The sequence below is a fragment of the Priestia megaterium genome, from assembly GCF_023824195.1.
GTDB lineage: Bacteria > Bacillota > Bacilli > Bacillales > Bacillaceae_H > Priestia > Priestia megaterium_D.
The window spans coordinates 3054382-3077340 of the sequence record NZ_CP085442.1; the positions used below are offsets into that span (position 1 = coordinate 3054382).

Consider the following 22959-nt stretch of genomic DNA (forward strand, 5'->3'; position numbering starts at 1 on the left):
TCTTTTGCTTTACTAGCTATGTATTTCTATACTAGACTAGCAATTTTATAAAGAACTTCTTAGTTCATAACCGTGATTTTAACAGATTTTCTTCCGAACTGTTGAGCATCACCTTCAGAAGGAACGAACACATCAATTCGATTGCCTTTAATTGCTCCACCTGTATCGGCAGCTACAGCTTCACCATAGCCTTCTACATAAACTTTCGAACCTAATGGAATAACACTAGGGTCAACAGCGATTACTTTTTGATTTGGATTTGCTTTTAAATCCACTCCTGTAGCAGTTGTACCGCTACATCCAGCACAATTAGCCGTATAGGCAGTTGCTTCAACTGTCATTGATTTGCCGCTGGCTTGTTGTGACGATTCAGCAGGTTGTTGTTGTTCTTTTTGAGCCTGTTCAGCTTGAGCTTGCTGCTGTTCTTTTTGAGCCTGTTCAGCTTGGGTCTGCTGCTGCTCTTTTTGAGCCTGTTCAGCTTGGGTCTGCTGCTGCTCTTTTTGAGCCTGTTCAGCTTGAGCTTGCTGCTGCTCTTTTTGAGCCTGTTCAGCTTGAGCTTGCTGCTGTTCTTTTTGAGCCTGTTCAGCTTGAGCTTGCTGCTGTTCTTTTTGAGCCTGTTCAGCTTGAGCTTGCTGCTGTTCTTCTTGAGTTTGTTCAGCCGGCGCTTGAGCTTGCTGAGCTTCTGGAGCAGCTTGGGCTACTGAAGGGCTTGATTGCTGAGCTTGGCCGTTTGGAGACTGAATTTTTAATTGTTCACCAGGATAAATTAAATCTGACTTCAGTCCGTTCCATTCTTTAATTTGATCTACCGTCACGCCGTATTGCTGACTGATGGACCATAATGTGTTTCCTTGCTGAACTTTGTGTGTCATTTCTTTTATAGTAGCTACGTTTAATTCTTGATTTGGATAAATAATATTAGATGTTAAGTTGTTTGCATCTTTTAGCTCGTCTACGCTCACGCTGTGCTTTTGAGCGACTTTCCATAACGTATCACCTTTTTCTACGTGATACGTTCCGCTTGTAGAAGCAGAAGCTGCACCTACAAATCCTGCTGAAAGGATTGCTGTTGTTCCTAGAGTAAATATAAATTTTTTCATTACGAATACCTCCTTATTTACTCAATGATTGAATGATATCATCCTCACATTTCACAGCCGTTACAGAGCCATGCTACTTTTATTACAAAACTTAACAAAACAGAACGTTTAATCGTAATATTTCTGATAATTTGGCTATATGATGAAACATTTCTACTTTTCACTGCTTTTTATTGTTGTTTTTCCTAAAATAGCTGAATTTCTTTATCACTGCTGGGGGATATCTCTTCTTTTTTATTGATTAGTTAACGTGTAATTTAAGTTTTTTTCATAACAAAAAAAACACTCACCAAATGGGTGAGTGTTTTTATTACTACCTTATTTCTTGTTAAATCCTTGTTTTTCAATAAATTCTTTCATATACATACGCTTAGGATTTGAAAGCATGTCGGCCATTTGACCAGTCCATGTGTCTTGGCGTTTGCCATTTGTTCTTTCGTTGTAGTAAGCAGAAATTTCTTCGTTATACGCCGTTAATTCTTTTTTCGTCTGCTCATCGTTCGGCTCATATGTTTCTTCATGATACACATGTTTAAATGGTAAGCGCGGCTTTTTATCTGTAATACCCGCTGGATGTCCAACCGTTAGACCAAATAACGGGATTACATGATGAGGCAGTTTTAACAACTTGCTTACTTCTTCTAATTCATTACGCAAACCGCCGATGTAGCAAGCTCCAAGTCCCATTGATTCAGCGGCAAGCGTTGCATTTTGCGCAGCAAGAGCAACGTCAATGACAGCTACCATAAATTGCTCCGTGCTTTCGAGCGCTGTCGATAAATCTTTTTTCTCCATTTCCGCAATGACATCATGACGATGAAAGTCAGCGCAAAATACAAAGAAATGTCCATTTGTTTCTACGTAAGGCTGATTTCCTGCTAATTGAGCAAGCTTTCGCTTCGTTTCTTTATCTTTTACTCCAATAATGGAATACGCTTGAATATAGCTTGATGTGGAAGCTGCCTGTGCGCTTTCTACAATCGTCTGAATTTGTTCTTCCGACAATGGTTTGTCTTCATATTTGCGAATAGAACGATGATTTAAAATCGTTTCAATAACTGAGTTCATATTATAATCTCCTTTTACTTCATTTAACCTTCTACAGATGTTATCTCTACAGTTAGTTTATCGAATGTAAAAAGAAATAACCAATGTTCTGCTTAAAATTGATTTTGACTTGTCTCATATCGATACAGCTTAAAATGATCTGCAAGCACGCGGTCAACTTTTACTTCTAAGCTGTCTACATATTCGTCCATTCGTTTTATCAAACGGTTTCGTTTTACATCATTTTCTAAAATGTTCTTAAGCTGCTGTTCAAAGGCTTCAGCATCATTAAGCGGTATAAGCAGCTCTTTTTCTTTTAGATATTCAATGTTAATTTGTTCTTGACCGGGAAGAGATGAATGAATAAAAATAGGTAGTCTCTTATGAAGGGCTTCGCTAATTGTCACTCCCCCCGCTTTTGTGACAATGGCATCTGCTCCCTCATATAAATCATTCATTTTCTCTCTCGATTTTACATACGAGACCGCTTTAATTCTCGGGTGGTTTAATTTTATTAGTTCTTGATACAACTTTTTGTTTTTTCCGCACAGCACATAATACATATACGTACAGTTTTGCGGAAGCTGCTGAAGCATTTTGCGTACATTTCCAAGGCCGGAATTCCCTCCGGCAATCAGTATATGTTTCTGTGGCATGAGATGGTCAATCCGTCTTTTTAAAAACGCTTTATGAACGGGAATGCCCGTTACATAAATAGAAGACTCTTTTACACCGTGAACGTTCTGTAAAAACGCTTTTGTATCCTGATCAGGCACGCAGTGAAGCTCAATTCCATTTTTACCCCATACGTCGCTTACTAAGAAGTCGGTGTATACGTTTATAATAGGAAGATCAATGATTCCTTTTTCTTTTAACCCGCTTAATACACAGGAAGGAAAGCTGTGTGTACAAACAATGACGTCCGGCTGCTCTGCATCAATTAATTTCTTCATATGGTATTCGATAATCGGCCACTTTTTCACAACAAAATCATCCATCGTATGGTCGTTTTTTTTGTATACATGACCGTAATAAAATTTTTCAAACTGCTTTGGAAAAACAGAAATCCACTTCATGTATATCGATGAAATCATTTGTTCAAGCGGTTTGCTCCAATAGCTTAAACAATCAATTTTTTGACAAATAACGTGCGAAAAACGCTCCATGATGGCATCCATAACGGCGTCTGCTACTTGGTGATGACCAGATGGCATCTGAAAAAGCGGTAAGAATAAAACCTTCCTCATTGACCATCCCTCCTCTCAAGACGTTTTCGGTTTCTTTTTCTTTTTATAAGTAAATAAATGACAAAAAAAGCTACAGCGCCCATGATAATATACGAAATATGAATTCGATCTCCTACGTAGTAACCTAGAATCAGAAAAGAAAGGACCCATACTAGACTTCCTACTACCGATAACAATAAATAAAGCAAAAACGGATAGCGACTTATTCCCGCCATATATGGGCTAATTTGACGCAAGCCTGGAATATATAAACCAAATAAAATGGTCCATATCCCATATTTATGGTAGCTGCCGCTTGCCGCTTCAATTTTCTCTTTGGTTAACCCTACGTATTTTCCATATTTATCAAAAAATGGGGTTCCCGCATACCTTCCTAGCCCGTAAGCAGTAAGCATTCCAGTTATAACACCTAAAAAAGCAAAAACGGATGATTCGTATAAGTTCAGCTGATGTTTGGCAATAAACATGCCTAATAATATTAAAAATGATTCTTCAGGCGCTGGAATTCCAACAATCCCACAAAAAAGTACAAGTAAAATAACAATATAACCATAGGAATGTATATACTGAGAAATAATTGTTAAGTCCACTGCTCGCTCCTCTATTTACGATTGATTCATCAATTGCTGCATGGTTATACTTTCATACCCTTGCTGTTTTAAGTAAGGTAAAAATTCTTCTAACGCCGCAATCGTCATTTCAGGTGCTTTTTCATCTGCTCCCGGGGTATCTCCATTATCGTGTAAAACAAAAATGGCTCCATCTTCTACTTTACGCATTAGTTTTTGAACTAATGCCGTTTTCGTTGTTTTTAGTGTCCAATCCTGAAAGATTCCTGTCCAGATCACAAGGTGATATGGCTTGGCCATTGATAAACTGCTCATATTTAAATGTCCCCACGGCGGACGATAAAAAAGCGGCTTTTGATTTGTTACTTTCTCTATAACCTGTGCACATTGATGAATTTGTCTTCTTAATTGCCAAGGTGTTTGCGTCCATGCACTCACATGACGATGATGATGTATAGCTACTTCATGTCCTTCATCGATCATCCTGTTTAAAATAGACGGGTGTTTTTCCCCTAGTTCTCCCACAATAAAAAAAGTAGCTTTCATTTCATGCAGTTTGAACAAGTCCAAAATTTTTGGCGTATAAACAGGATGAGGCCCATCGTCAAATGTTATAGCTATTTTATGCTTTTTTGCCCCTTTTATTATGACTGATGAATGATAGCGACGGTAAAGGGTTTGCGAAATAATGGTATATACACATATAACCATTAGAACGAAAAGTAAAACAATAAAAAAACGAGTCATATGCTTTTAACCATCCTTTTGAATTTAAATCCTGCATTTATTATAACGGTTTACTCAGACTTTGGTTTCAATTTTTTGTGATAGAAGCCAGGAATTTTAAAATAATTTGATACTTTACCTAAAAATAGCTGTTCTTCAAGGGTATACCGGAAATAAAATGATATCATAAAATTTCCCTTCATTCAGTAAAAAAAGTACTTTTTACCATTTATATCTATCTTTTGTATGATAACTGTCATTATTTTTTAAAAATAAAAAAACTTCCCGCACGAGTGCGGAAAGTTTTTAAATTAAAATTTTGACCGATACCATTTTTCAGCTGCTTCAATTTCTGTTCGTGTTAACTGATGACCAAATGATTCCCAATGCACCTGTACGTCCGCTCCGGCTTTTTCTAAAAGCGCAGAAAGTTCTTCCGTTTCTGATGCTGGGCAAATAGGGTCGTTTGTGCCTGCGCCAATAAAGATAGAGGTGTTGGTCTTAGGCACTTCAATTCCTCTTCTTGGAACCATTGGATGAAGAAGGGCTGCCCCTTTTAAAGAATTCTCATAATGAAATAGCAAACTTCCTGCAATATTGGCACCATTTGAGTAGCCTACAGCTATGATGTTGTTTCGGTCGAATGAATATGTTTCAGCCGCTTCATCCAAAAATTGATGAAGTTCTTTTGTACGTTCAATTAAATCTTCTATATCAAATATTCCTTCTTGTAAACGTCTAAAGAAACGGGGCATTCCGTTTTCTAGTACATTTCCTCTTACAGATAATACGGAGCAAGAGGAATCAATCATATCTGCAACAGGGAGCAGATCTTGTTCTGTACCTCCTGTACCATGCAACAGCAATAAAGTCGGTTTCGTCTCGTCCGTCCCTTTTTTAAAAATATGTTTCACGTATATCCACTCCTTTTAAATATCTCGAATTAAAGATAATTTTATTATAAGAACTTTCGAAGCATTTGTAAAGGAACCACTGTCAAAGAAATACCTGTATGTTTTGCTGGCAGTATCACATAATACTGAATAACTTCATATAGCCATTGCTCATATGCAGCTAGGTATTTAATTCGTTTGACTTAGAACGGGGAAAGAAATATTCCACTTTTAGCTAAGTGCTCCCGTCAAAAGGTGGATAATGATTAAAACTCACCCGTCCTCCGTCGTATAAAAAGTGCCCTAGTCTGATAAATTAGTTAATTTTTGCTTTATTTCGTTACTTTCAACAGATATCAGCATTTATACCCGAACGTGCTAAATCGTATTTCGTATACGTGTTATAACAACTTTTTTCTATGAGAAACAGAACGTAAAATACCAGCTTGTTTTTTCATAAAGGGGAACAAAGCCCCGAATGGTGCTTTATACGACTTTATTTGACAAACACAAATTTATGGGTAAACTAAGTTCAGATGATTGTATTTCACTTCGTTTCAGTTTAATAAAAAAACGAAGCATCTGCGAGTAAGCAAAAAATAACTGCGTAAAGAGCTATTTATGTCAATCATCTTATACCCTAAAAACTTACCTGCACTTGAATAATAGCCTTTATAAAACTTAGCGCGTCAGCTTGTGAACGTTAATACTTTATCATCCATCTCTCTGTTAAAAGATTGAATGGGCCAACAAACTTTAGCATTCTTTACATAATGACCTTGTAAAGACGAAGAATGTAGCTATGTGTGAACATGGAATTATTACTTAGTGGAGTGAACCAACATGAGGAAATTTATTTTAGCCTTTTTAGTCGTTGTTTTAATTGTAATGCTAGGAGTTACCTATGTATTAAAGCAATTTCAGCAAACGGCTGATTTATCTTACTCGAAACTGCAGTCGGTTCAAAGTACGGTAGTCTATGACAAAAATGACCGTAAGATTGACGAATTGTATAAAACCGTTCCCCGTCAAAATGTTTCGAGCAATGAAATTCCCGATTATGTAAAAATGGCGTTTGTTGCAACGGAAGACCGTCGTTTTTACAAGCATTTTGGGATTGATTTACAAGGTATTGGTCGCGCCCTTTTTACGAACATTGTAACAATGAGTAAAGCTGAAGGCGCAAGTACCATTACGCAGCAGTTAGCAAGAAATCTGTATTTATCTAGTGATAAGACCATTAAACGTAAAGTAGATGAAATGTTTCTATCGCTAGGCTTAGAAAGACAATTTACAAAAGATCAAATCTTGGAATTATATTTAAATCAAATTTATTTCGGAAGCGGTGTATATGGTATTGGTGCAGCTTCTCAGCTTTATTTTAATAAGCCTGTATCAGATTTAACCGTAGGCGAAGCTGCGCTTTTAGCAGGACTGCCAAAAGCGCCGAGTACGTATTCACCAAGCAATAGTACAGAAAAAGCGACAGCCCGCCGAAACGTTGTATTAAAACTGATGCATGACCAAAACGTTATTAGTGACACGCAGTATCAGCAAGCACTAAACGAACGTGTTGTAAAGCCAAGCATTCCGGTCAAAAAAGCAAACCAAAATCAGGCCTTTATTGACTACGTCATCAAAGAAGCTGCTCAGCAGTACGGCGTATCAGCGGATGATCTTTATGAAGGCGGCTATGCGATTTACACAGATTTTGATCCTAATTTACAGGAATCGATTAATAACTCTGTAGCAAATCATACGTTCCGAGATGATGACATCAACAGCAAAGTAGAAGTAGGAATCTCAGCTGTTAATCCTAAAACGGGCGCCATTTCGGCTATGTATGGAGGACGCAGCTATGAACGGAACGGTTTGAACCGCGCTACTAGCGGCTATCAGCTTGGATCAGCTATTAAGCCGTTAGCCGTATATGGTCCTGCGTTAGAAACTGGAGACTATACGCCAACTTCACTGTTAAGTGATGAACGCCAGGACTTTGGCGGCGGATACAGTCCTAAAAATGCAAATGGACAATATCAAGACCATGTTACAATGCGCCAAGCGCTTACTCGTTCGCTTAACGTTCCAGCCGTTTGGCTTTTAAATGAAATAGGCACTCGCACAAGTGCAAAATTCATGGAAAAAGCTGGGCTTCCTCTTGAAGATGACGATAAGTCAAAATTAGGACTTGCTCTTGGGGGAACGACAACAACGTTCTCTCCCCTTCAGTTAGCACAAGGATACACGACTTTTGCTAACAAAGGCATTATGACTAAACCATACGCGATTCGAAAACTCGAGATGCGCGGCGGTGCAGTGAAGAAGCCGGACATTCAGACAGAGCGAGTAATGAGTGAAGAAAATGCAGATACGATGACATCCATGCTCCAAGATGTTATTGAAAAAAGCTATGGAACAGGTGTTAACGCTCGTTCTTCACGAGATGCTGCAGGTAAAACCGGTACAACCAATGATGACAAAGATGCTTGGTTTGTCGGGTATACCGATGATGCAGTCGTCTCTATCCACGCTGGCTTTGATAACGCCAATTCTACGCAAAAAACGAAATACTTATCAGGCGGCGGCGGACAAGATCCTGCTACACTCTTTAGTTCGATTATGAATAATTGGTAACCAAAAAACCTCCAACTTCACTGTTGGAGGTTTTTTTAAGATAAATGCGTTTTATGCTTAAGTGAAAAAAAGGAAACGTTAATGACTTTGCAAATCGTTACATAATGCAGAACGGTCAAGACAACCACGCCACAGTTCATCCCGATAATAATTCCCTGCATGCCAATATTTGTTTGTGATCCTAAGAAAAACATCAGGGAAAAAGATACAATATGAGACCAAATCGTATGATAAAAAGCATCTTTTACATAGCCAAGGCCAATTAAATAAGCTTGAAGCGGGACGGCAAAGAAGTGAAAAAGAAAATACGGCCATAAAGCCTTTAGATAGTACACGGCTTCTGTAGAATGAAAAAACAAGTTGGTAAGCGGCTCAGCAAAGAAATACATCGCCACTATAGACGGAATCCCATATAAAAATGTCATTTGCATACTTTGAGTCAAAAGTCTTTGAAGCTGTTCTTCCTGATTTTTCGCATGAGCTTCAGATACAGCGGGTATTAGTGCTACTAAAAGAGAATGAGCAAAGAAAGCCGGAAAAAAGCCGATCGACATCGCTACCCCTGTTAGCATACCAAAATGCTGCGTTGCCCCGGTTAAAGTCATTCCAGATAAAACGAGCGCGTGTTTGATTAAAAACGGCTGAATAGCATTGCATACCGCATTAAATAAACGCAGTCCTGTGGTCGGAAGTGAGACGCCTAACAGCTTTTTCCGAATCTCACTTGGAGAAAGCAGAGGTCTGTGCCCTCTTGATAAAACACTTATCTGAGTAACATACGTGATAAAAAAATAAAGCAAAATAACAGCTTCGGTCCCAATTAGCGTACAAATCGCAATAAACAGTGACATTTTAACATCTGTGAAAGCAAACATTTGAAAAACAACAAATAAAATCGTTAGCTGAAAGGCTTTGCGGATAAAATTAGAAACAGCGATAGTCGTCATATTATTTTTACCCGTAAAATATCCACGAAGCACCGCTGAAAATGAAACAACCGGAATGAAACATAGTACAACCCATTTTAAGTAAGGATGATAGTGACTAAAAAATGGAAAGGCTGCTAATACGGCCAGTGTAATAAAAAAGATTCCCAAGCTCACAGCAGTAGCAAAAATGGTGGCATGCTTCATCATATGCTGATGTTCTTTGCGATGATGTTCAGCAAGAAATTTAGAAATAGAAATAGGCAGTTCTAAGTTAGCTACGGTGGCAATAAGAAAAATGATAGGAAGAACAGTCATGTACATGCCCATGCCTTCCCTTCCTAATTCTCTAGCAAGTACCATATTTACAAGAAATTCAATTAACTCTCCTGCAAAGGCAGCACCTGCTAGAATAAACGTTCCTTTCAAAAAAGTGTTCATCTCGTTATCTCCTCTATTTCCCGTCCTTTTTCATCACTACCTCTTCTCTCTATGTATATGACAAGCTCGATACGAATTATTTGTCTAATTGTATTTTTCGGTGTACAAGTTCTTGTATAATGTTCAACCTATGTGAAAAAAAACCGTTATATACCTTTTTTACATAGGAAATTCATTCATTTCTTATATTTTGGCTCTTGAAACTTGCATAGAGAAAACAGGAGACCCAATGAGCCTGCTGATTGCTAACGGGAATAGAGCATGTTGTTTTAATGTAACAAATTCACATATTAGTTAAGCGTCTTTATTCACCATTTCCTGTGTATGCACTTCTTTTTTTGATACCGAGGCGTTTTTGCCTAGTACAACCGAAAAGACAACAATTATTGCTATAGCAAGAGTAAAAAGTGTAATTGATTCGCCTAGAAATAGAGCTGCAAACAGAATCATTAAAAATGGCTGTAAATATTGAACCTGGCTAACTCTGGCTATTCCCCCCATAGCCATCCCGCTGTACCAAGCAACGTATGCTAAAAATTGACTAACTACTGAGAGATAAATCAAACTAACCCACGCTTGTAAAGGCGCATGAAGCATTTCAGCTGTAATGCTTAGTCCCACTGGAATCATAAAAAATGGCGCACCGATGATAATGGCCCAAGCAATTACTTGCCAGCTGCCTAATGCTCTTGCTAACACCCCTCCTTCTGCGTAGCTCAGTCCAAGTATCAGCACCGCTGCTAGTAAAGCTGCATCGGCAAACTGCAGTTGACCAAATCCGAGGTGAAGAGCATACACGATAACAGCTGCCGAACCGATTATACTTGAGATCCAGAATTTTAAAGAAGGACGTTCACCTGCTCTAAACATAGCAAAACCGGCTGTGGCTAATGGTAAAAGAGCGAGTTCAACCGCTCCGTGAGAAACAGGCAATGATTTCATTGCCCAAGAAGTGAGCAGAGGAAACCCTAAAACTGCGCCTAAAGCGACGATCAGCAGACTTTTAAATTGACGAAGAGAAGGAAATTTTTCTTTTCGTACAATCAATATCACTGCTACTAAAATAGCAGCTACAGCTGTTCTTCCTAAACCGGCGACTGTCGTTCCGAAATACTCGACTGCAATGCTTGTAGAAGGAAGGGTTAAGCTAAAACAGATAACGCCTACTAATCCCAACAATACGCCCATTTTCTCTCTAGTTTCTTTTTGCATCTTACCCTACCCCTATCTTTTTATTTTTCAGAACTGTACCATTTTTCTAAAAAAAGTTCTGATATAATTAAAAGGATAGCGCAGGACAACTACTAAAATAAATCATTCTTTTACCTATCTGTACGGGTACAAATTAAAGGAGCAGGACCTATGAGTTTGAAATATCTAAAAATTATGGAAGAAATTAAGCTTGGCCTAGCAAATGGATCACTTATTGCAGGTGGTAAACTCCCTTCTGTTCGCCGACTATCCCAACATTTTTCGTGCAGCAAGAATACCGTTATCAAAGCGTACAGTGAACTAGAAAAAGAGCATTTAATTTATTCTGTTCCTAAAAGCGGCTACTACGTTGTGGCAGAATTTCAACATAGGACGAATGAAAATGAAGTGATTGATTTCTTGTCTGCTGGTCCAGATAAAAACGTTATGCCTTATCTTGAATTTCAGCATTGTATAAACCAAGCGATTGAACACTACAAAGAAGAGCTTTTTACATACTCTGATCAACAAGGCTCTTACTCATTACGGGTACAGTTAGTGAAACACTTGCAGAACCTACAGGTGTTCACTCAAGCTGAAAGGTTAGTTGTTGTATCCGGGTCTCAGCAAGCTCTTCACTTATTAGTTTCTATGCCATTTCCAAATGGAAAAAATAATATCCTGATTGAACAGCCCACTTATTTCGGTTTTATCGAGTCTCTTACGCTGCACCAAGCTACTACTTTTGGGATCGAGCTATCGATGGAAGGGATTGACCTTGATCGTTTGGAGTACATTTTTCGAAATAATGACATAAAATTTTTCTATATTATTCCAAGGTTTCACAATCCTCTTGGGCATTGTTATACAAATTTTGAGAAGAAAAAAATCGTGGAGCTAGCCGAAAAATACGATGTATATATAGTGGAAGATGACTTTTTGGGTGACCTTGATCCCGATACAAAATCAGATCCTTTATTTTCTTTTAATCCTTCTGGACGAGTCATTTACATTAAAAGCTTTTCGAAAATCTTTCTTCCTGGGTTACGCATTGCTGCTATCGTGCTTCCTTCGTTAATGAATAGCAACTTTTTACGATATAAATTCAGTTCAGATTTTAATAGTTCAGCGCTTTCTCAAGGTGCTCTTGAAATTTATTTAAAAAGCGGCATGTTTACTAGTCATCTTAAAAAGATAAAAGAGGTATACCATACCAAAATGCAAACCCTTGTAGAAGCATGTGATTCATTGCTACCGGCTCATACACATTTTTCTAAACCAACTTCAGGATTCTATTTATCCGTTAGTTTACCTGAGAATGTGACAGCAAAACAGATCGTTCACATGCTAAACGAGCAGCACATATATGTTGATGATGCTTCTAGATTTTTTTTACCAGAATACAAACGAGACGCTCTTCTCCGATTAAGCATCTCACAAGTAAATACGAATACTATCAAACGAGGCATTGAACAGCTGGCTCAGTGCATTACTTTAATTGATGATAGAAAAAATCATCCTATTCCAAATAACCTTTTCCCCTTGTAGAATGGGAATTTAATGGACATACTAAACGAAAAGAAGCCAAGGAATTAGAATCCTTGACTTCTTTCATTTAACCGTAACGGTTATAAGAGGCATGTTATGCGTCCCTTTTGCAGAAACATGTGATTGCACGGTATATGTGCCAGGCTCAGAGAAAGATGTTTGTATCTCGTATACACCTTCTCCTACTTGTTTAGGCTTTAACATCTTCCCTTTCCCTTCGCCATCTTTTTTCTCTATTTCAAATTCAATCATTTCAACATCATCATTTTTCACTTTTTCGTCTCCATATGTAACTTCGGCTTTGTAGTTACCGCTTTCATTTTTCTGTAACGCCTCTGGGCCTTGAAGATTTACGTCCAACGGTTTTGGTTGCTCAGCATTTTTGCTTTGAGCAGGTTCCTGACCACAGGCCGTTAAAAGTAAACAAAGACTGATTATAGATATACTTATTCTTTTTTTCATGTATTCATCTCCTTTTTAAACCCTTTGTTTAACTATAACGCGTATTGCAAAGAAAAAAATGAATTTTTCTAAAAAAGAAGGATTTTTAAAGATTTTTTAAGAAAAAAGTTCATACTGATACTAACTATTTTTTTCCAAGGAGGAAGAAAATGAATTCAGCTAAATCTCCAGCTAAAAAATCATGGCTACAGACATTAATCAAAAATAAAAGTGAGCGCAAAAAAGTGATCTTTATCTTTACTATCTCTTTTTTACTAGTTGTAGCAGGGCTTATTTACATCCCTATTTATAAACATTCCCTTCCGCTTGATTCTAAAATATATGAAGGGAATTTTAAAGAGCTTGGTTCAATCGCACGAATTGGTTTCTTTGCAGCTTTAGCCATTTATCCTATTTTTTTATTATTAAAATGGAAACCGTTATCGCACATAAAAAAAGGAAATTTTGAGTTAAAACCGCTTATCCAATTTTTAGCCAAGTACGTTCGTCAGTGGCACGTGCCCATTGCTCTTATATCAACTGCCTTGATTATTTTACATGGTTATATGGCTTTAATAAAAGGATTTCAAGCAAATTTTACGTACTTTTCAGGAATTATTACGATGGCTGTTCTAGCTTGTTTACTCGTGATGGGCGTGAAGCGCTATAAGCGTACAGATAAAAAGTGGCATCTTAAATTTGCTATTTCCTTTTTGATTTTGTTTATGATTCACGCTACCTTTTCATAACTTGCCATTGTTTAAAGTTTTTTTATATAGGGTACAGTTCACAATGAATACATGATATGTATCACTATACGTTTTACATCACTTAGGAGGTATAAACATGGCAAGAGTGTTAGCTGTATTATCAAGCGGATACGAAGAGAAAGATTATCACACAGGTTGGTGGGCAGAAGAATTATTTGCTCCGCTGCAAAAGCTTGAGGACGCAGGGCACACCGTTGATTTAGCCTCGCCTTTTGGAGGTAAGCCGGAAGTAGACGTTCGAAGTATTTCAGAAGACTTTGATCCAGACGGAACGTATAAGAAATTATATGAATCAGGAAGAGCGGATCAGACAATGAAACTTGAAGAAGTAGATGCTGAGAACTATGACGTTATCTTAGTAGTAGGCGGCCACGGCGCTATGTTTGACTTAGCAAAAAATGTGGACTTGCATGCACTTATGAACAAAGTGTACGACAACGGAGGTATTTTAGCAGCTGAGTGTCACGGACCTTCTGTTTTTGCTTTCTTGAAAGGATCCGATGATGAACTGTTAATTAAAGGACTAGACGTAACCGGTTATCCTGATGAAATTGAACCGGAAGAAGTACTTCCCTTTTTACCATACAGTTTAGAACAAGAACTTCGTGAAGTGGCTAACTACATCCCTGAGATGGATAAAAAAGCATATGCCGTTTGGGCAAATGATCAAATTGTCACAAGCCGAGATCCTTTTTCTTCTGAATTAATGGGTGATGAATTAGTTAAAAAGCTAAATAAATAAACTAAAAAAAGACTGCTTGAAAGCAGTCTTTTTTTGTTTGTTCTATAGGGATGTTTGAAACTGCTGCTCTACCAAACGCCGGTAAAAAGAATGAGAGGCTAACAGCTCTTTATGCGTTCCGCTTCCTGTAACCTGCCCTTCCTCTATTACAACAATTTGGTCCGCATTAATGACCGTAGATAGACGATGGGCAATGACGAGTGATGTGCGTTCTTTCATTACCGTTTCCAATGACTCTTGCACAAGCTTTTCTGATTCGGAGTCCAAGCTAGCTGTCGCTTCGTCCAGTAGTAAAAACTGGGGATTGCGTAACAGCGCTCGGGCAATTGCAATACGCTGTCGCTGTCCTCCTGAGAGATTAATACCTCTTTCTCCAATCATTGTTTCATATTGAGCTTCAAAGGACTGAATGAAATGATGAGCATTCGCTAACTTCGCTGCTTCTTCTATTTCTTCATCCGTCACATGCCTCTCTAATCCGTAAATGAGATTTTCTCGAATTGTTCCCGCTAAAATCGGAGAATCCTGCTGAACATAGCTAAACAGGTGACGCCACGAACGTAAGTTGACGTTTTGACTGTCTGTTCCATCCAAGAATATGTGCCCCGATGAAGGCTCATAAAAGCGTTCGATAAGCGAAAAAACAGTAGATTTTCCAGCTCCGCTAGGTCCAACAAAAGCGGTAACTTCTCCTTTTTTAGCAGAAAATGAAACCTCCTGCAATACTGGTTTATCTTCATATTGAAAAGCAACTTTATCGAACCTTAAACTCCCTACCTGTTCAAGCACTTCTCCATTTTCATAGTTCTCTTCTTTCTCAGCTAATATATCAAAGATTCTTTCTGAAGCTCCTTTGGTTTGCTGAAAGCTCGTAACAAATCGGGTAAGTGAACCAACCGGAACCATAATTTGAAAAAGGTAAAGAACAAAAGCCACCAGCTCTCCTGCAGTGATAAATCCCTCACTCACCCGGTATGCACCAAACCCGACGATGGCAATCATAACAGCGGTCATCACCGTGCTAATAATCGGGGTAATGATGGCTTCAATTTTAGCTCTCTTGACACCGAAGAGGTAGAGTGACTGAAACGATTGTAAGCCGGAATCAACTTCTTTTTTCTCTGAACCGGATACTTTAATCAAGCGGATTTCACTCAGCATTTGAGCTAAAAAAGCCGTAAGCTTGGACATTTTATCCTGCTGCTCACGTGAAATTTTATGTATTTTTCGCGCTAGCGGCATAACGAGTAGAAACATAACGGGAATAACCGCTAGTAAAATGAGCGTCATCGGTACATCAAGCGTAAATAAAATAACAACGGCAATAATAATAGATAAAATATTTTTTACAAAGTCAATCATTTCTGTTGACAATAAATTCATCACAATGGTTGTATCATTTGTAATGCGGCTTACCATTTCACCTGAACGGTTCTGGTCGTAAAATGAAACCGGAAGCTTTATGAGCTTGTTCCACACTTTATGTCTGAGTTCTTTTACAACACCTTGCCCTACTTGAGCAAGGAGATAAAGAGATACTGCGCTTGTTACCATTTGAGCAGCAAATAAACCAAGGAGTCCTGCTATAAGCTGCGGTGAAACGCCCGCTGCAATTTTCTCCATCACTTCTTTAATGACAAGAGGAATAGAAAGAGACGCTCCGGTATTAATTAAGGCCAGTATAAACGAAATGAGTAGCTTTCCTGTCGGAGGGTTCGTTAGCAACCATAATTTTTTAAATGAAAAATGAATTCCTTTTTGCGTATTCATCTTAGTTCCTTTCTAATTCTTTTAATAGGTGGTATACACACTGTAGGCAGACACCACACACTTTACCTTCAAAGTTCTATCTTATTTTACACCATTTCCTTTCTCAACCTGAACTTCTAAGCTTTTACCTATTTTTCAAACTCGTCTATACGAAAATGACAAGCAGGTCATATACTATGGTACACGGAATTCTTTTACTAGATGAGAGGTTGAATAAGAATGTCTGTTTATATTAAATCTATTTCTATTGGAACCATTTCTGGTGGTATCGTTATTTTTGGAAATGCAGGGAATATATCACCTTCAAGCGGCTCTACATCCGGATCTGGCTCTACTTCTAATTCTCAAATGCCGATGCCTCCTTCTCCGGGAAAAGGCCCGAGAGATAACACAGCTTTTAATGGCTAATAAAAAAACAGTGAGATATTTCTCACTGTTTTTAGACTTGAATACTTGTCATCATCGCAATATAAAAAGCAAAAACAAACAAACCCGCACTTAATACGCTAAGCCATACTGTCTTTTTGTAAAAACAAATAAGTAAATACACAAAAAACAGCAGTGCGACAAATAAGAATAGAATTCCTACAACCGTTACGTGAAACGTTAGAGGGAGCGTCACTTGTTTCCCATAGATAAACGGAAGAATCGATGAATCCATTGCCATATGACTTATATTAGTTGGCGGCGATTGCGTCACCATGATAGCTGTAAATAAAAAAATGATAAGCAAAATAATGCTTTCTGCTCGAATCCACATCACGGGCTTATATTCTGGATGTTTTATCGCTTTTTTCATAAGAAAACCATTGATGACGGCAAATGCAAGCAGTGGAATAATCGTAATATGCTTTAGTAAAAGAGACTGCCCGTAATCTGTAGCCCATGAATTTACATAGTTGGACAGCCCCATGATAATGACCATCGAAATGAACCCGCTTAATGAAAGAAGCACAAAACAAGCAATTGCAAAAGGAGTAAACCAGCTTAAGAAACTTTTCCAATTGGAGGTTTCTTTTGAAAAAGCGGCAACAATCAGAACCACTCCTCCCCACAGTCCAACTGCTAAAATATGAAGGGAATGAGAAAGCATCCCACTAAGCGCAGAAACGGATGCTGCGTGACTTGCATAGGCAATTCCTCCAACCAACGCCACAGTCAGCAATGTATACATATGAGGGTGACTCTCTATTGAAACAGCAACCATGCATAAAACAGCAATCAGCACAACAAAGATCCAGGCGTGTCCCGTTCTTGTTTCCAATAATACAAGACGAACTGTTTCACCTAACCCTCTTATTTTTGAAAAAGATAAAATAATCTCAAGCGAATTTCCAACCGAAAAAATAGCGACAGCCGCTGCACTTGCAAGTAGCCATCGCTTTGATAATAAAATTGTTGGCTTTTTTGTAAGCGGCACATATTGCAGTACGGCAAATCCTAATAATAAGGAAAGACCTACGTATGTGAACCACTCAAAAACAGGCAACAAAATACTCATCTTTTTAAGCCTTTTTCTTTCTGAAGATTAAGAGTAATGCTCCAACCACCACTACAATAGCAATAATCATGATAACAAAAAACGATGAAGAATCATTGTTCTCTGTTTTTTCATCATTTGCTACTGCACTTTTTTGGTGTTGTTCAGATTGCGTGGCTCCTTGCTTTTTTTCACTATCTTTTCCGGCTGCTTGAGTATTCTCTTCTTTCGCTTCATCTTTCACATCTACTTTAAAAGCAATGGAATCCTTCATTACATGACCATCTTCCCCTACAATTTCCCAGTTCACTGTGTAAGATCCGTTTTCAAGAGGCTGATCGACAGAAGCTATTAAATCATGACCCTCTACTTTTTGCGATGCAAGTGAAATTTTTTGTCCATCTTTTGTAACGGTTACAGTACTGATTTTCTCGATGTGTGTTTCAAAGGTCAATTTAATTTCTTTTAGAGGAGCTGTAACAGTTGCACCATTTTCAGGCACTGTTGTTTGCACATGTGTATGAGCAAAACTAACGGTCGGAACAGCTAAAAAGCATGCTAAAAGTAAACCTATTATTTTTTTCATATTTATGACTCCCTATCTCTTTTTTCTTTTTTCATCATATCCAAAAATGCTTTTATGTAGACGTTTCCGAACACGATCTATTTTCCTAGTAAGTGTACTCCTTTTTTACTCAGTCTCACAATAACTATTACCAATTCGTTATAAAATGTTCACAAATCCTAGGGAAGGTGCCGCCGCAATTTTTTGAATATTCTTTCAGACTATCCTTGAATATAGTAAAATAGTTAAATAAGATGGCTGACTTTTTTCTAGCTTAAAATCCCATACAGAAAGGATAGAAACAATGAAAAAGTATACATGCCCTTGCTGTGGTTATCAATCGTTAGACAGTGATGGTGACTATGATATTTGTGAGATATGTTTTTGGGAAGACGATCCGTACCAAAAGCTGAATGCCAACGAATTAGGAGCCAACTCTATTTCTTTAATAGAAGCTCAGGAAAATTTTATAGTTTATGGAGCGTGTAATAAAGAAAGCTTACAGCACGTGAGAAAGCCTTCTGTTCAAGATGTAAAAGATTTCAACTGGAAACCTATTATAAGTCACGAGTAGCGAAACTAGTTTATAAAAAAAGAATGCTTGCGAAAGCATTCTTTTTTGGATTCAGTAAGAAGTGGAAACAAACGTAGAAAGCACATTTGTAAACCTACAAAAAGTTTGAGTTTTAGACGAAGCTCTTCCTTTTGAAGTGAATGAATGAAACATAGCACTTCGCAGCGGTTGGCTAATCTCTAATTGAATACTTTTCCCGGTACGATTTTTATTTGCAATATTTCCAGGGTTAATGCCTGCAATCTCATCGTGCCCTTTTGTAATCAGTTCCGCCGGAAATCCATTTTGATTTAATAATTGCGTTAATTTTTTTGCACGCTCCCGATCAGTTCCCCCCACAAAAATATGTTTTTCGTTCCCAGAATACCCGTGAAGAGATAAAACATTATCATACTTGCTTACCATCTTACGCGCTGTGGGCTCATCAAAATGAGTGCTTGTGAGGTGCAGGTCTCGTGACCCTTTCGACTTTAACGATTCGAATAGGTAAAGAGCATTTTGTTTGCCAAGCTCTTGGGCAATTTCGCTTGTCCCCCCTTCAATTCCTCCACCGTGTGGAGCAAAGATAAGGACAGGGCTTTTCGTTTCTTTGGTCGTCACTTTATAGCTAGCTGAAGACTCGTGCTGTGAGAGCTGCTTGAAATTTTGATATTTATCAGTTGACGCACTAGATGTATCTTGAAAAGGTGAAATGAATAAAACGAATAGACAGATACATAAGGTAGAGAAACTTACTAAACGATAGCTTTTCAATTTGTACTCCTGCTTTCTATTGTGTAATAAGACCTAAAACATTAGAATCCTAAAAAATCCAAAAATAATATCTATAGTAGTCTTATTTACTTATCGTTACAAATTATAATTTATTTAATAGTTCTTAATGCTCATTTATAATATTTAAAAAAACTTCAGCGCATATCCACTGAAGTTTTTTTACTTTTTTTGTTTTTATTTATTTAAAGCAAGCGCCAAACTAATTTTATCCAGCCAAAGAAGGCGATCCATAAAGGTATGCTCAAAGATGTTCCCCACGCTAAACCAATTAAGAAGTTTCCTCTTTCAATCATACAAACCACTCCTTATGAACATTGTAGGTGAACAAGTACAATTCTATACCTTAACTATAACAGAAAGCGCTTTCATTTAATAGTCACTTACACGTTTTTAGTGCTATATTCATACAGAAAACCGGATTTCAAGTAGATAAAGGGCGATATATAAGAAAATGAATAATTACAAGGGGTAAAAGTATAATAAACTACTTTAAAAAAAAGAAGCCTTCTTTGAAGGCTTCTTTTCTAGGTGTTTTTTATTGTTCGCCGCTGCGCTGCAAGCGATTCTCAATAAATAGGCGCTCAACAAATTTATTTAGCTGGGCTTGATACAAACGGCGCTCATCTAGCGTTTTTGCGTCTTGTATTTGCTGTTTAAAGCGTTTGATTTGCTGTCTTTGTTCAACCGTTACATGATGAGAAAGAAGCATAGGTCCCCCTCCATTTCACTAACGTTTGAATTAAGTAAACCAAGGTTTACCAAAACAAACAACAAACCTGTTAGCTTCCCTTACATAAATTTTTTACTCAGCCTCTTTAGCCCCAACTAATGCTAAACCTGGACCGTACGGCGTTGTATGAACATCTAACATTAATTCATTTGTATAAGGCACAATAGAAGCTTCCATTGCTACTTGTACTCCGTCGACTTCATACATTTCATCATTTTCAAAAGGCTCTTCAAAAGCTAACCCAATATTAGGGATTTCACAGCTAATTCCTTTGAAATACAAGCGAATTCCTGTTATCTCCTGCTCTTCAAGTATATTGTTAATTAATTGTTTTGCTTCTGGTGTAATATGCATGACTAACCCTTCTTCCTTTCAATACTCTTGCTCTATCCTATCATATCTTTAGAGTTTTTAAAGAGAAGAACTGCAATTTAAAAGCATTCTTAATTATTATTTAATAATAATTATAAAAAAGTATTGATTTTAATTTGATATTTGATATAATATAAACATAAGATAACAACAACTCATTAGGAGGCTATTAACTATGAATTTAGAAAACGTATTGAACCAACAAATTGCTGATTTTAACGTATTGTATACGAAGCTACATCGCTTTCACTGGTATGTAAAAGGGCCTCAATTTTTTACGCTTCATGAAAAATTTGAAGAATTCTATAATGAGACGGCGGACTATATAGATGAATATGCAGAACGATTACTAGCCATTGGAGGAAGCCCAATTGCTACAATGAAGCAATTTTTACAAGCAGCTACTCTTTCTGAAGATGGAAACGAGCAAACGAGTGAAGAAATGGTAGAAACCTTAATTAATGACTATATGCTACTTGTTAAAAACTTAAAAAATGCAGTTGAAAAAGCTGAAGCAGCACACGATCACGTAACAGCTGACTTATTCATTGGAACAATCGGCAACATTGAAAAACATATTTGGATGCTAAAAGCTGCTTTACCTGTAAAAACATCCGTAAACGCATAAAAAGAGCCTAACCGGCTCTTTTTTACGTTTGTTGATTTACTTTTTTTTGTCTTTGCAGCCACATAAAAAAAGACATATCATCGTGAATGTCGTCTTCTAGCACAGCCTTATAGACATGATCACTCGTATAATAGCGATTATATCCGCTTTGCTGCATGAAAAATAAAATGCATTCCCGCTTCTTTTCAGTGAGAAGTGATTTTAATAACTCTTGTTTCTCAACTTTGTCCTTCACGATATTTTCTGGAAGCACGGAAATATCAAGCTTCCACTCTTCTCCCTTCTGAATCATATACACACTCCACTGATACTTATCTTTTTCATTAGCAAATATCATCTTATAAGGGTTAAAACGCTTTGTAAGCTGATACCCCATGTGAAAAATAGATTCTTCATCCATTTCATCATTTCCTACGTAAAAATTAATGATGCGATTTGTCATGACATTTAACTCAAAACTCTCCCCTGAGAGAGGACAACCATATTCTCTTAACAGATCCAATAAATGATTGGATACCACCAGTTGATTTGCTTCGTGCTTTAATTCACTTGAGTATGACAGCAGCTCATTCATGTTTTTTGATTCCCCTATCTATAGATCGTGAATTGTTATTGATATTCGCTTTTTTTTCATAAAACCCTTTCACTTTTACCTTTTAATTAAAATAACTAGATGTAAATTAAGTTATGTAGGGCAACATTTTATGAATAAATCAAGTTTGAGTATAAAACCTGAAGAATTTTAAAGACTATAGTCGATACCGATTTTAAGGAGGACTTAGTATGAATAATCACGAACTTCCTACAAACATGCAAACTGGAGCTGTACCCCCACAATTGAACCATGGAGGGCATGAACTATTTGACGTTCATGAAACACTTGCCGGCTCGATTAACGTAATGGATCAGTTTATGATGTTTAGGAAATATGTAAAAGAACAAGAGCTGCTTGATATCATTGATCGGCAATATCAGTTTATTTTAAATGAATATAATTTAATCGTAGAAGCTTTTTCTACTGGTCAAAAGCCGGTCGGTTCTACACATGTATATAACATGAAGCAGTCTCATACCTTTGTTTATGGCTTAAAGCCTTCGCAGCCTAAAAAGCCGAATCAGTCCGTTGAGGAAATTAATGAAAAAGGCATATCAGGTCATATGCTAGGTCTAGTTAAGTCTCAAGCATCTCTTTTAACCATGACCGCTTTAGAAATAACAAATCCTGTTGTTCGCCGAATATTCGGAGACAGTGTTCCTAATTGGATTGAAATGGCTTATGAAATTTCTCTTTATCAAAATAAACACCATTATTATCAAGTCCCGCAGCTTGCAAAAGAAGATATGCAGCAAATGATCACAAGTTTTGCAAAAGCCACTGCCTCTCCTCAGATGCCTAATAACCATAAGCTGCATTAATTAAAAAGAGGCTGGGACAAAAGTATTTTAATTAAAGGAAGATCCGAACGAATTTGATCCTTAATCAAGAACCAAATTCGTTCGGATTTTTTCATTGGTATGGTGAATATAGGTTTAATGTTAATATATTTAGAGTTGCTTCTAGCTGTTGATGGGAGGGAAAGCGTAGCCTTGCACGGAAATCAACAGCAGTGTAACCAAACGATCCATACTAGATCATTTACTCAGTTTATTCGTCTTTAGATTGTATTGATTTTGTTATGTTTCAATCTCGTTTTGTGCATATATTTCAGAAAATGACAAAAAACTATGCATTTTGAATTATTTTCTGAATATTTGTAGTATTTTGATTAATTATGTATTATAATACAATTA

General features: G+C 37.4%; 24 protein-coding genes. 8 read left to right on the forward strand and 16 right to left on the reverse strand.

The genetic code is table 11. From position 1 onward, the window contains the following. Window positions 1–59 precede the first annotated feature (59 nt). The 6 genes from LIS78_RS15515 to LIS78_RS15540 form a co-directional block, all read right to left on the reverse strand. Window positions 60–1100, reverse strand: coding sequence for a 3D domain-containing protein (locus LIS78_RS15515; RefSeq protein WP_252283959.1), 1041 nt, complete (start codon window positions 1098–1100; stop codon window positions 60–62). A 318-nt stretch (window positions 1101–1418) separates the two neighbouring features. Next, entirely contained in the window at window positions 1419–2168 is a 750-nt protein-coding gene (gene nfsA / locus LIS78_RS15520) for an oxygen-insensitive NADPH nitroreductase (protein WP_195782786.1), read from the reverse strand. Window positions 2169–2260: 92 nt separating this feature from the next. After that, entirely contained in the window at window positions 2261–3394 is a 1134-nt protein-coding gene (locus tag LIS78_RS15525; protein ID WP_013057664.1) for an MGDG synthase family glycosyltransferase, read from the reverse strand. Then, complete coding sequence (locus tag LIS78_RS15530) at window positions 3391–3984, reverse strand: DedA family protein (protein ID WP_116071383.1); 594 nt, start codon at window positions 3982–3984, stop codon at window positions 3391–3393. The genes LIS78_RS15525 and LIS78_RS15530 overlap by 4 nt, the downstream gene beginning before the upstream one ends. A gap of 15 nt (window positions 3985–3999) precedes the next feature. Then, window positions 4000–4710 carry a polysaccharide deacetylase family protein gene (locus tag LIS78_RS15535; RefSeq protein ID WP_195782785.1) on the reverse strand — a complete coding sequence of 237 codons (711 nt, stop codon included), beginning with the start codon at window positions 4708–4710 and terminating at the stop codon, window positions 4000–4002. 290 nt (window positions 4711–5000) lie between these two features. Then, window positions 5001–5603: an alpha/beta hydrolase gene (locus LIS78_RS15540; protein WP_252283961.1), complete on the reverse strand. Its 603-nt coding sequence runs from the start codon at window positions 5601–5603 to the stop codon at window positions 5001–5003. 822 nt (window positions 5604–6425) lie between these two features. Here LIS78_RS15540 and LIS78_RS15545 point away from each other — a divergent pair. Further along, window positions 6426–8216, forward strand: coding sequence for a transglycosylase domain-containing protein (locus tag LIS78_RS15545; RefSeq protein ID WP_195782783.1), 1791 nt, complete (start codon window positions 6426–6428; stop codon window positions 8214–8216). Between the two features lie 35 nt (window positions 8217–8251). On the opposite strand, the gene LIS78_RS15550 is transcribed toward LIS78_RS15545, so the two are convergent. Next, window positions 8252–9583 (reverse strand): polysaccharide biosynthesis protein, encoded by a 1332-nt coding sequence (locus LIS78_RS15550; protein WP_252283963.1) that lies wholly within the window; start codon window positions 9581–9583, stop codon window positions 8252–8254. A 294-nt stretch (window positions 9584–9877) separates the two neighbouring features. After that, on the reverse strand, window positions 9878–10795 hold the full coding sequence (locus LIS78_RS15555) for a DMT family transporter (RefSeq protein ID WP_195782782.1): 918 nt from the start codon (window positions 10793–10795) through the stop codon (window positions 9878–9880). Between the two features lie 150 nt (window positions 10796–10945). Here LIS78_RS15555 and LIS78_RS15560 point away from each other — a divergent pair, with 150 nt between their 5' ends. Next, window positions 10946–12322 carry an aminotransferase-like domain-containing protein gene (locus LIS78_RS15560; RefSeq protein WP_252283964.1) on the forward strand — a complete coding sequence of 459 codons (1377 nt, stop codon included), beginning with the start codon at window positions 10946–10948 and terminating at the stop codon, window positions 12320–12322. Window positions 12323–12385: 63 nt separating this feature from the next. Here the strand turns inward: LIS78_RS15560 and LIS78_RS15565 are convergent, their stop codons facing one another. Further along, window positions 12386–12784, reverse strand: a complete 399-nt coding sequence (locus LIS78_RS15565) for a FixH family protein (RefSeq protein WP_195782780.1) — start codon at window positions 12782–12784, stop codon at window positions 12386–12388. 149 nt (window positions 12785–12933) lie between these two features. On the opposite strand from LIS78_RS15565, the gene LIS78_RS15570 reads away from it, so the two are divergent. Together LIS78_RS15570 and LIS78_RS15575 are read left to right on the forward strand one after the other, a co-directional pair. After that, a complete protein-coding gene (locus LIS78_RS15570; protein WP_209150043.1) occupies window positions 12934–13512 on the forward strand; it encodes a hypothetical protein in 579 nt (192 codons plus the stop codon). A 97-nt stretch (window positions 13513–13609) separates the two neighbouring features. Continuing rightward, on the forward strand, window positions 13610–14275 hold the full coding sequence (locus LIS78_RS15575) for a type 1 glutamine amidotransferase domain-containing protein (protein ID WP_013083773.1): 666 nt from the start codon (window positions 13610–13612) through the stop codon (window positions 14273–14275). Window positions 14276–14317: 42 nt separating this feature from the next. Here the strand turns inward: LIS78_RS15575 and LIS78_RS15580 are convergent, their stop codons facing one another. Beyond that, window positions 14318–16045: an ABC transporter ATP-binding protein gene (locus LIS78_RS15580; RefSeq protein ID WP_209150044.1), complete on the reverse strand. Its 1728-nt coding sequence runs from the start codon at window positions 16043–16045 to the stop codon at window positions 14318–14320. Window positions 16046–16264: 219 nt separating this feature from the next. Between LIS78_RS15580 and LIS78_RS15585 the strand changes: the two genes are divergently transcribed. Further along, window positions 16265–16453 carry a hypothetical protein gene (locus LIS78_RS15585; protein WP_195782777.1) on the forward strand — a complete coding sequence of 63 codons (189 nt, stop codon included), beginning with the start codon at window positions 16265–16267 and terminating at the stop codon, window positions 16451–16453. Between the two features lie 31 nt (window positions 16454–16484). Here LIS78_RS15585 and LIS78_RS15590 read toward each other — a convergent pair whose 3' ends face one another. After that, window positions 16485–17546, reverse strand: coding sequence for a copper resistance D family protein (locus tag LIS78_RS15590; RefSeq protein ID WP_252283966.1), 1062 nt, complete (start codon window positions 17544–17546; stop codon window positions 16485–16487). Window positions 17547–17550: 4 nt separating this feature from the next. Beyond that, on the reverse strand, window positions 17551–18111 hold the full coding sequence (locus LIS78_RS15595) for a copper resistance CopC family protein (RefSeq protein ID WP_195782776.1): 561 nt from the start codon (window positions 18109–18111) through the stop codon (window positions 17551–17553). A 283-nt stretch (window positions 18112–18394) separates the two neighbouring features. On the opposite strand from LIS78_RS15595, the gene LIS78_RS15600 reads away from it, so the two are divergent. Continuing rightward, a complete protein-coding gene (locus LIS78_RS15600; protein WP_013057680.1) occupies window positions 18395–18664 on the forward strand; it encodes a CPCC family cysteine-rich protein in 270 nt (89 codons plus the stop codon). Between the two features lie 51 nt (window positions 18665–18715). On the opposite strand, the gene LIS78_RS15605 is transcribed toward LIS78_RS15600, so the two are convergent. The 3 genes from LIS78_RS15605 to LIS78_RS15615 all read right to left on the reverse strand — a co-directional run bounded on the left by LIS78_RS15605 (window position 18716) and on the right by LIS78_RS15615 (window position 20522). Continuing rightward, window positions 18716–19417 (reverse strand): poly-gamma-glutamate hydrolase family protein, encoded by a 702-nt coding sequence (locus LIS78_RS15605; RefSeq protein ID WP_195782775.1) that lies wholly within the window; start codon window positions 19415–19417, stop codon window positions 18716–18718. 556 nt (window positions 19418–19973) lie between these two features. Next, window positions 19974–20147, reverse strand: a complete 174-nt coding sequence (locus tag LIS78_RS15610) for a hypothetical protein (protein ID WP_013057683.1) — start codon at window positions 20145–20147, stop codon at window positions 19974–19976. A gap of 93 nt (window positions 20148–20240) precedes the next feature. After that, complete coding sequence (locus LIS78_RS15615) at window positions 20241–20522, reverse strand: hypothetical protein (RefSeq protein WP_013057684.1); 282 nt, start codon at window positions 20520–20522, stop codon at window positions 20241–20243. Between the two features lie 193 nt (window positions 20523–20715). Between LIS78_RS15615 and LIS78_RS15620 the strand changes: the two genes are divergently transcribed. Next, window positions 20716–21168, forward strand: a complete 453-nt coding sequence (locus LIS78_RS15620; RefSeq protein WP_028409135.1) for a Dps family protein — start codon at window positions 20716–20718, stop codon at window positions 21166–21168. A gap of 22 nt (window positions 21169–21190) precedes the next feature. Here LIS78_RS15620 and LIS78_RS15625 read toward each other — a convergent pair whose 3' ends face one another. Next, complete coding sequence (locus LIS78_RS15625; RefSeq protein ID WP_195782773.1) at window positions 21191–21742, reverse strand: hypothetical protein; 552 nt, start codon at window positions 21740–21742, stop codon at window positions 21191–21193. A 209-nt stretch (window positions 21743–21951) separates the two neighbouring features. On the opposite strand from LIS78_RS15625, the gene LIS78_RS15630 reads away from it, so the two are divergent. Continuing rightward, window positions 21952–22584, forward strand: a complete 633-nt coding sequence (locus tag LIS78_RS15630; protein WP_195782772.1) for a spore coat protein — start codon at window positions 21952–21954, stop codon at window positions 22582–22584. Window positions 22585–22959: the final 375 nt, after the last annotated feature.

What these genes read in the sequence shown, in the direction of transcription:
- LIS78_RS15525 (WP_013057664.1), bottom strand. Translation starts at nt 3,394, where the DNA reads ATGAGGAAGGTTTTATTCTTACCGCTTTTTCAGATGCCATCTGGTCAT.
- LIS78_RS15600 (WP_013057680.1), top strand. Translation starts at nt 18,395, where the DNA reads ATGAAAAAGTATACATGCCCTTGCTGTGGTTATCAATCGTTAGACAGT.
- LIS78_RS15575 (WP_013083773.1), top strand. Translation starts at nt 13,610, where the DNA reads ATGGCAAGAGTGTTAGCTGTATTATCAAGCGGATACGAAGAGAAAGAT.
- LIS78_RS15615 (WP_013057684.1), bottom strand. Translation starts at nt 20,522, where the DNA reads ATGCATATTACACCAGAAGCAAAACAATTAATTAACAATATACTTGAA.
- LIS78_RS15590 (WP_252283966.1), bottom strand. Translation starts at nt 17,546, where the DNA reads ATGAGTATTTTGTTGCCTGTTTTTGAGTGGTTCACATACGTAGGTCTT.
- nfsA (WP_195782786.1), bottom strand. Translation starts at nt 2,168, where the DNA reads ATGAACTCAGTTATTGAAACGATTTTAAATCATCGTTCTATTCGCAAA.
- LIS78_RS15630 (WP_195782772.1), top strand. Translation starts at nt 21,952, where the DNA reads ATGAATAATCACGAACTTCCTACAAACATGCAAACTGGAGCTGTACCC.
- LIS78_RS15545 (WP_195782783.1), top strand. Translation starts at nt 6,426, where the DNA reads ATGAGGAAATTTATTTTAGCCTTTTTAGTCGTTGTTTTAATTGTAATG.
- LIS78_RS15570 (WP_209150043.1), top strand. Translation starts at nt 12,934, where the DNA reads ATGAATTCAGCTAAATCTCCAGCTAAAAAATCATGGCTACAGACATTA.
- LIS78_RS15555 (WP_195782782.1), bottom strand. Translation starts at nt 10,795, where the DNA reads ATGCAAAAAGAAACTAGAGAGAAAATGGGCGTATTGTTGGGATTAGTA.
- LIS78_RS15550 (WP_252283963.1), bottom strand. Translation starts at nt 9,583, where the DNA reads ATGAACACTTTTTTGAAAGGAACGTTTATTCTAGCAGGTGCTGCCTTT.
- LIS78_RS15625 (WP_195782773.1), bottom strand. Translation starts at nt 21,742, where the DNA reads ATGAATGAGCTGCTGTCATACTCAAGTGAATTAAAGCACGAAGCAAAT.
- LIS78_RS15565 (WP_195782780.1), bottom strand. Translation starts at nt 12,784, where the DNA reads ATGAAAAAAAGAATAAGTATATCTATAATCAGTCTTTGTTTACTTTTA.
- LIS78_RS15610 (WP_013057683.1), bottom strand. Translation starts at nt 20,147, where the DNA reads ATGCTTCTTTCTCATCATGTAACGGTTGAACAAAGACAGCAAATCAAA.
- LIS78_RS15595 (WP_195782776.1), bottom strand. Translation starts at nt 18,111, where the DNA reads ATGAAAAAAATAATAGGTTTACTTTTAGCATGCTTTTTAGCTGTTCCG.
- LIS78_RS15515 (WP_252283959.1), bottom strand. Translation starts at nt 1,100, where the DNA reads ATGAAAAAATTTATATTTACTCTAGGAACAACAGCAATCCTTTCAGCA.
- LIS78_RS15560 (WP_252283964.1), top strand. Translation starts at nt 10,946, where the DNA reads ATGAGTTTGAAATATCTAAAAATTATGGAAGAAATTAAGCTTGGCCTA.
- LIS78_RS15585 (WP_195782777.1), top strand. Translation starts at nt 16,265, where the DNA reads ATGTCTGTTTATATTAAATCTATTTCTATTGGAACCATTTCTGGTGGT.
- LIS78_RS15535 (WP_195782785.1), bottom strand. Translation starts at nt 4,710, where the DNA reads ATGACTCGTTTTTTTATTGTTTTACTTTTCGTTCTAATGGTTATATGT.
- LIS78_RS15620 (WP_028409135.1), top strand. Translation starts at nt 20,716, where the DNA reads ATGAATTTAGAAAACGTATTGAACCAACAAATTGCTGATTTTAACGTA.
- LIS78_RS15580 (WP_209150044.1), bottom strand. Translation starts at nt 16,045, where the DNA reads ATGAATACGCAAAAAGGAATTCATTTTTCATTTAAAAAATTATGGTTG.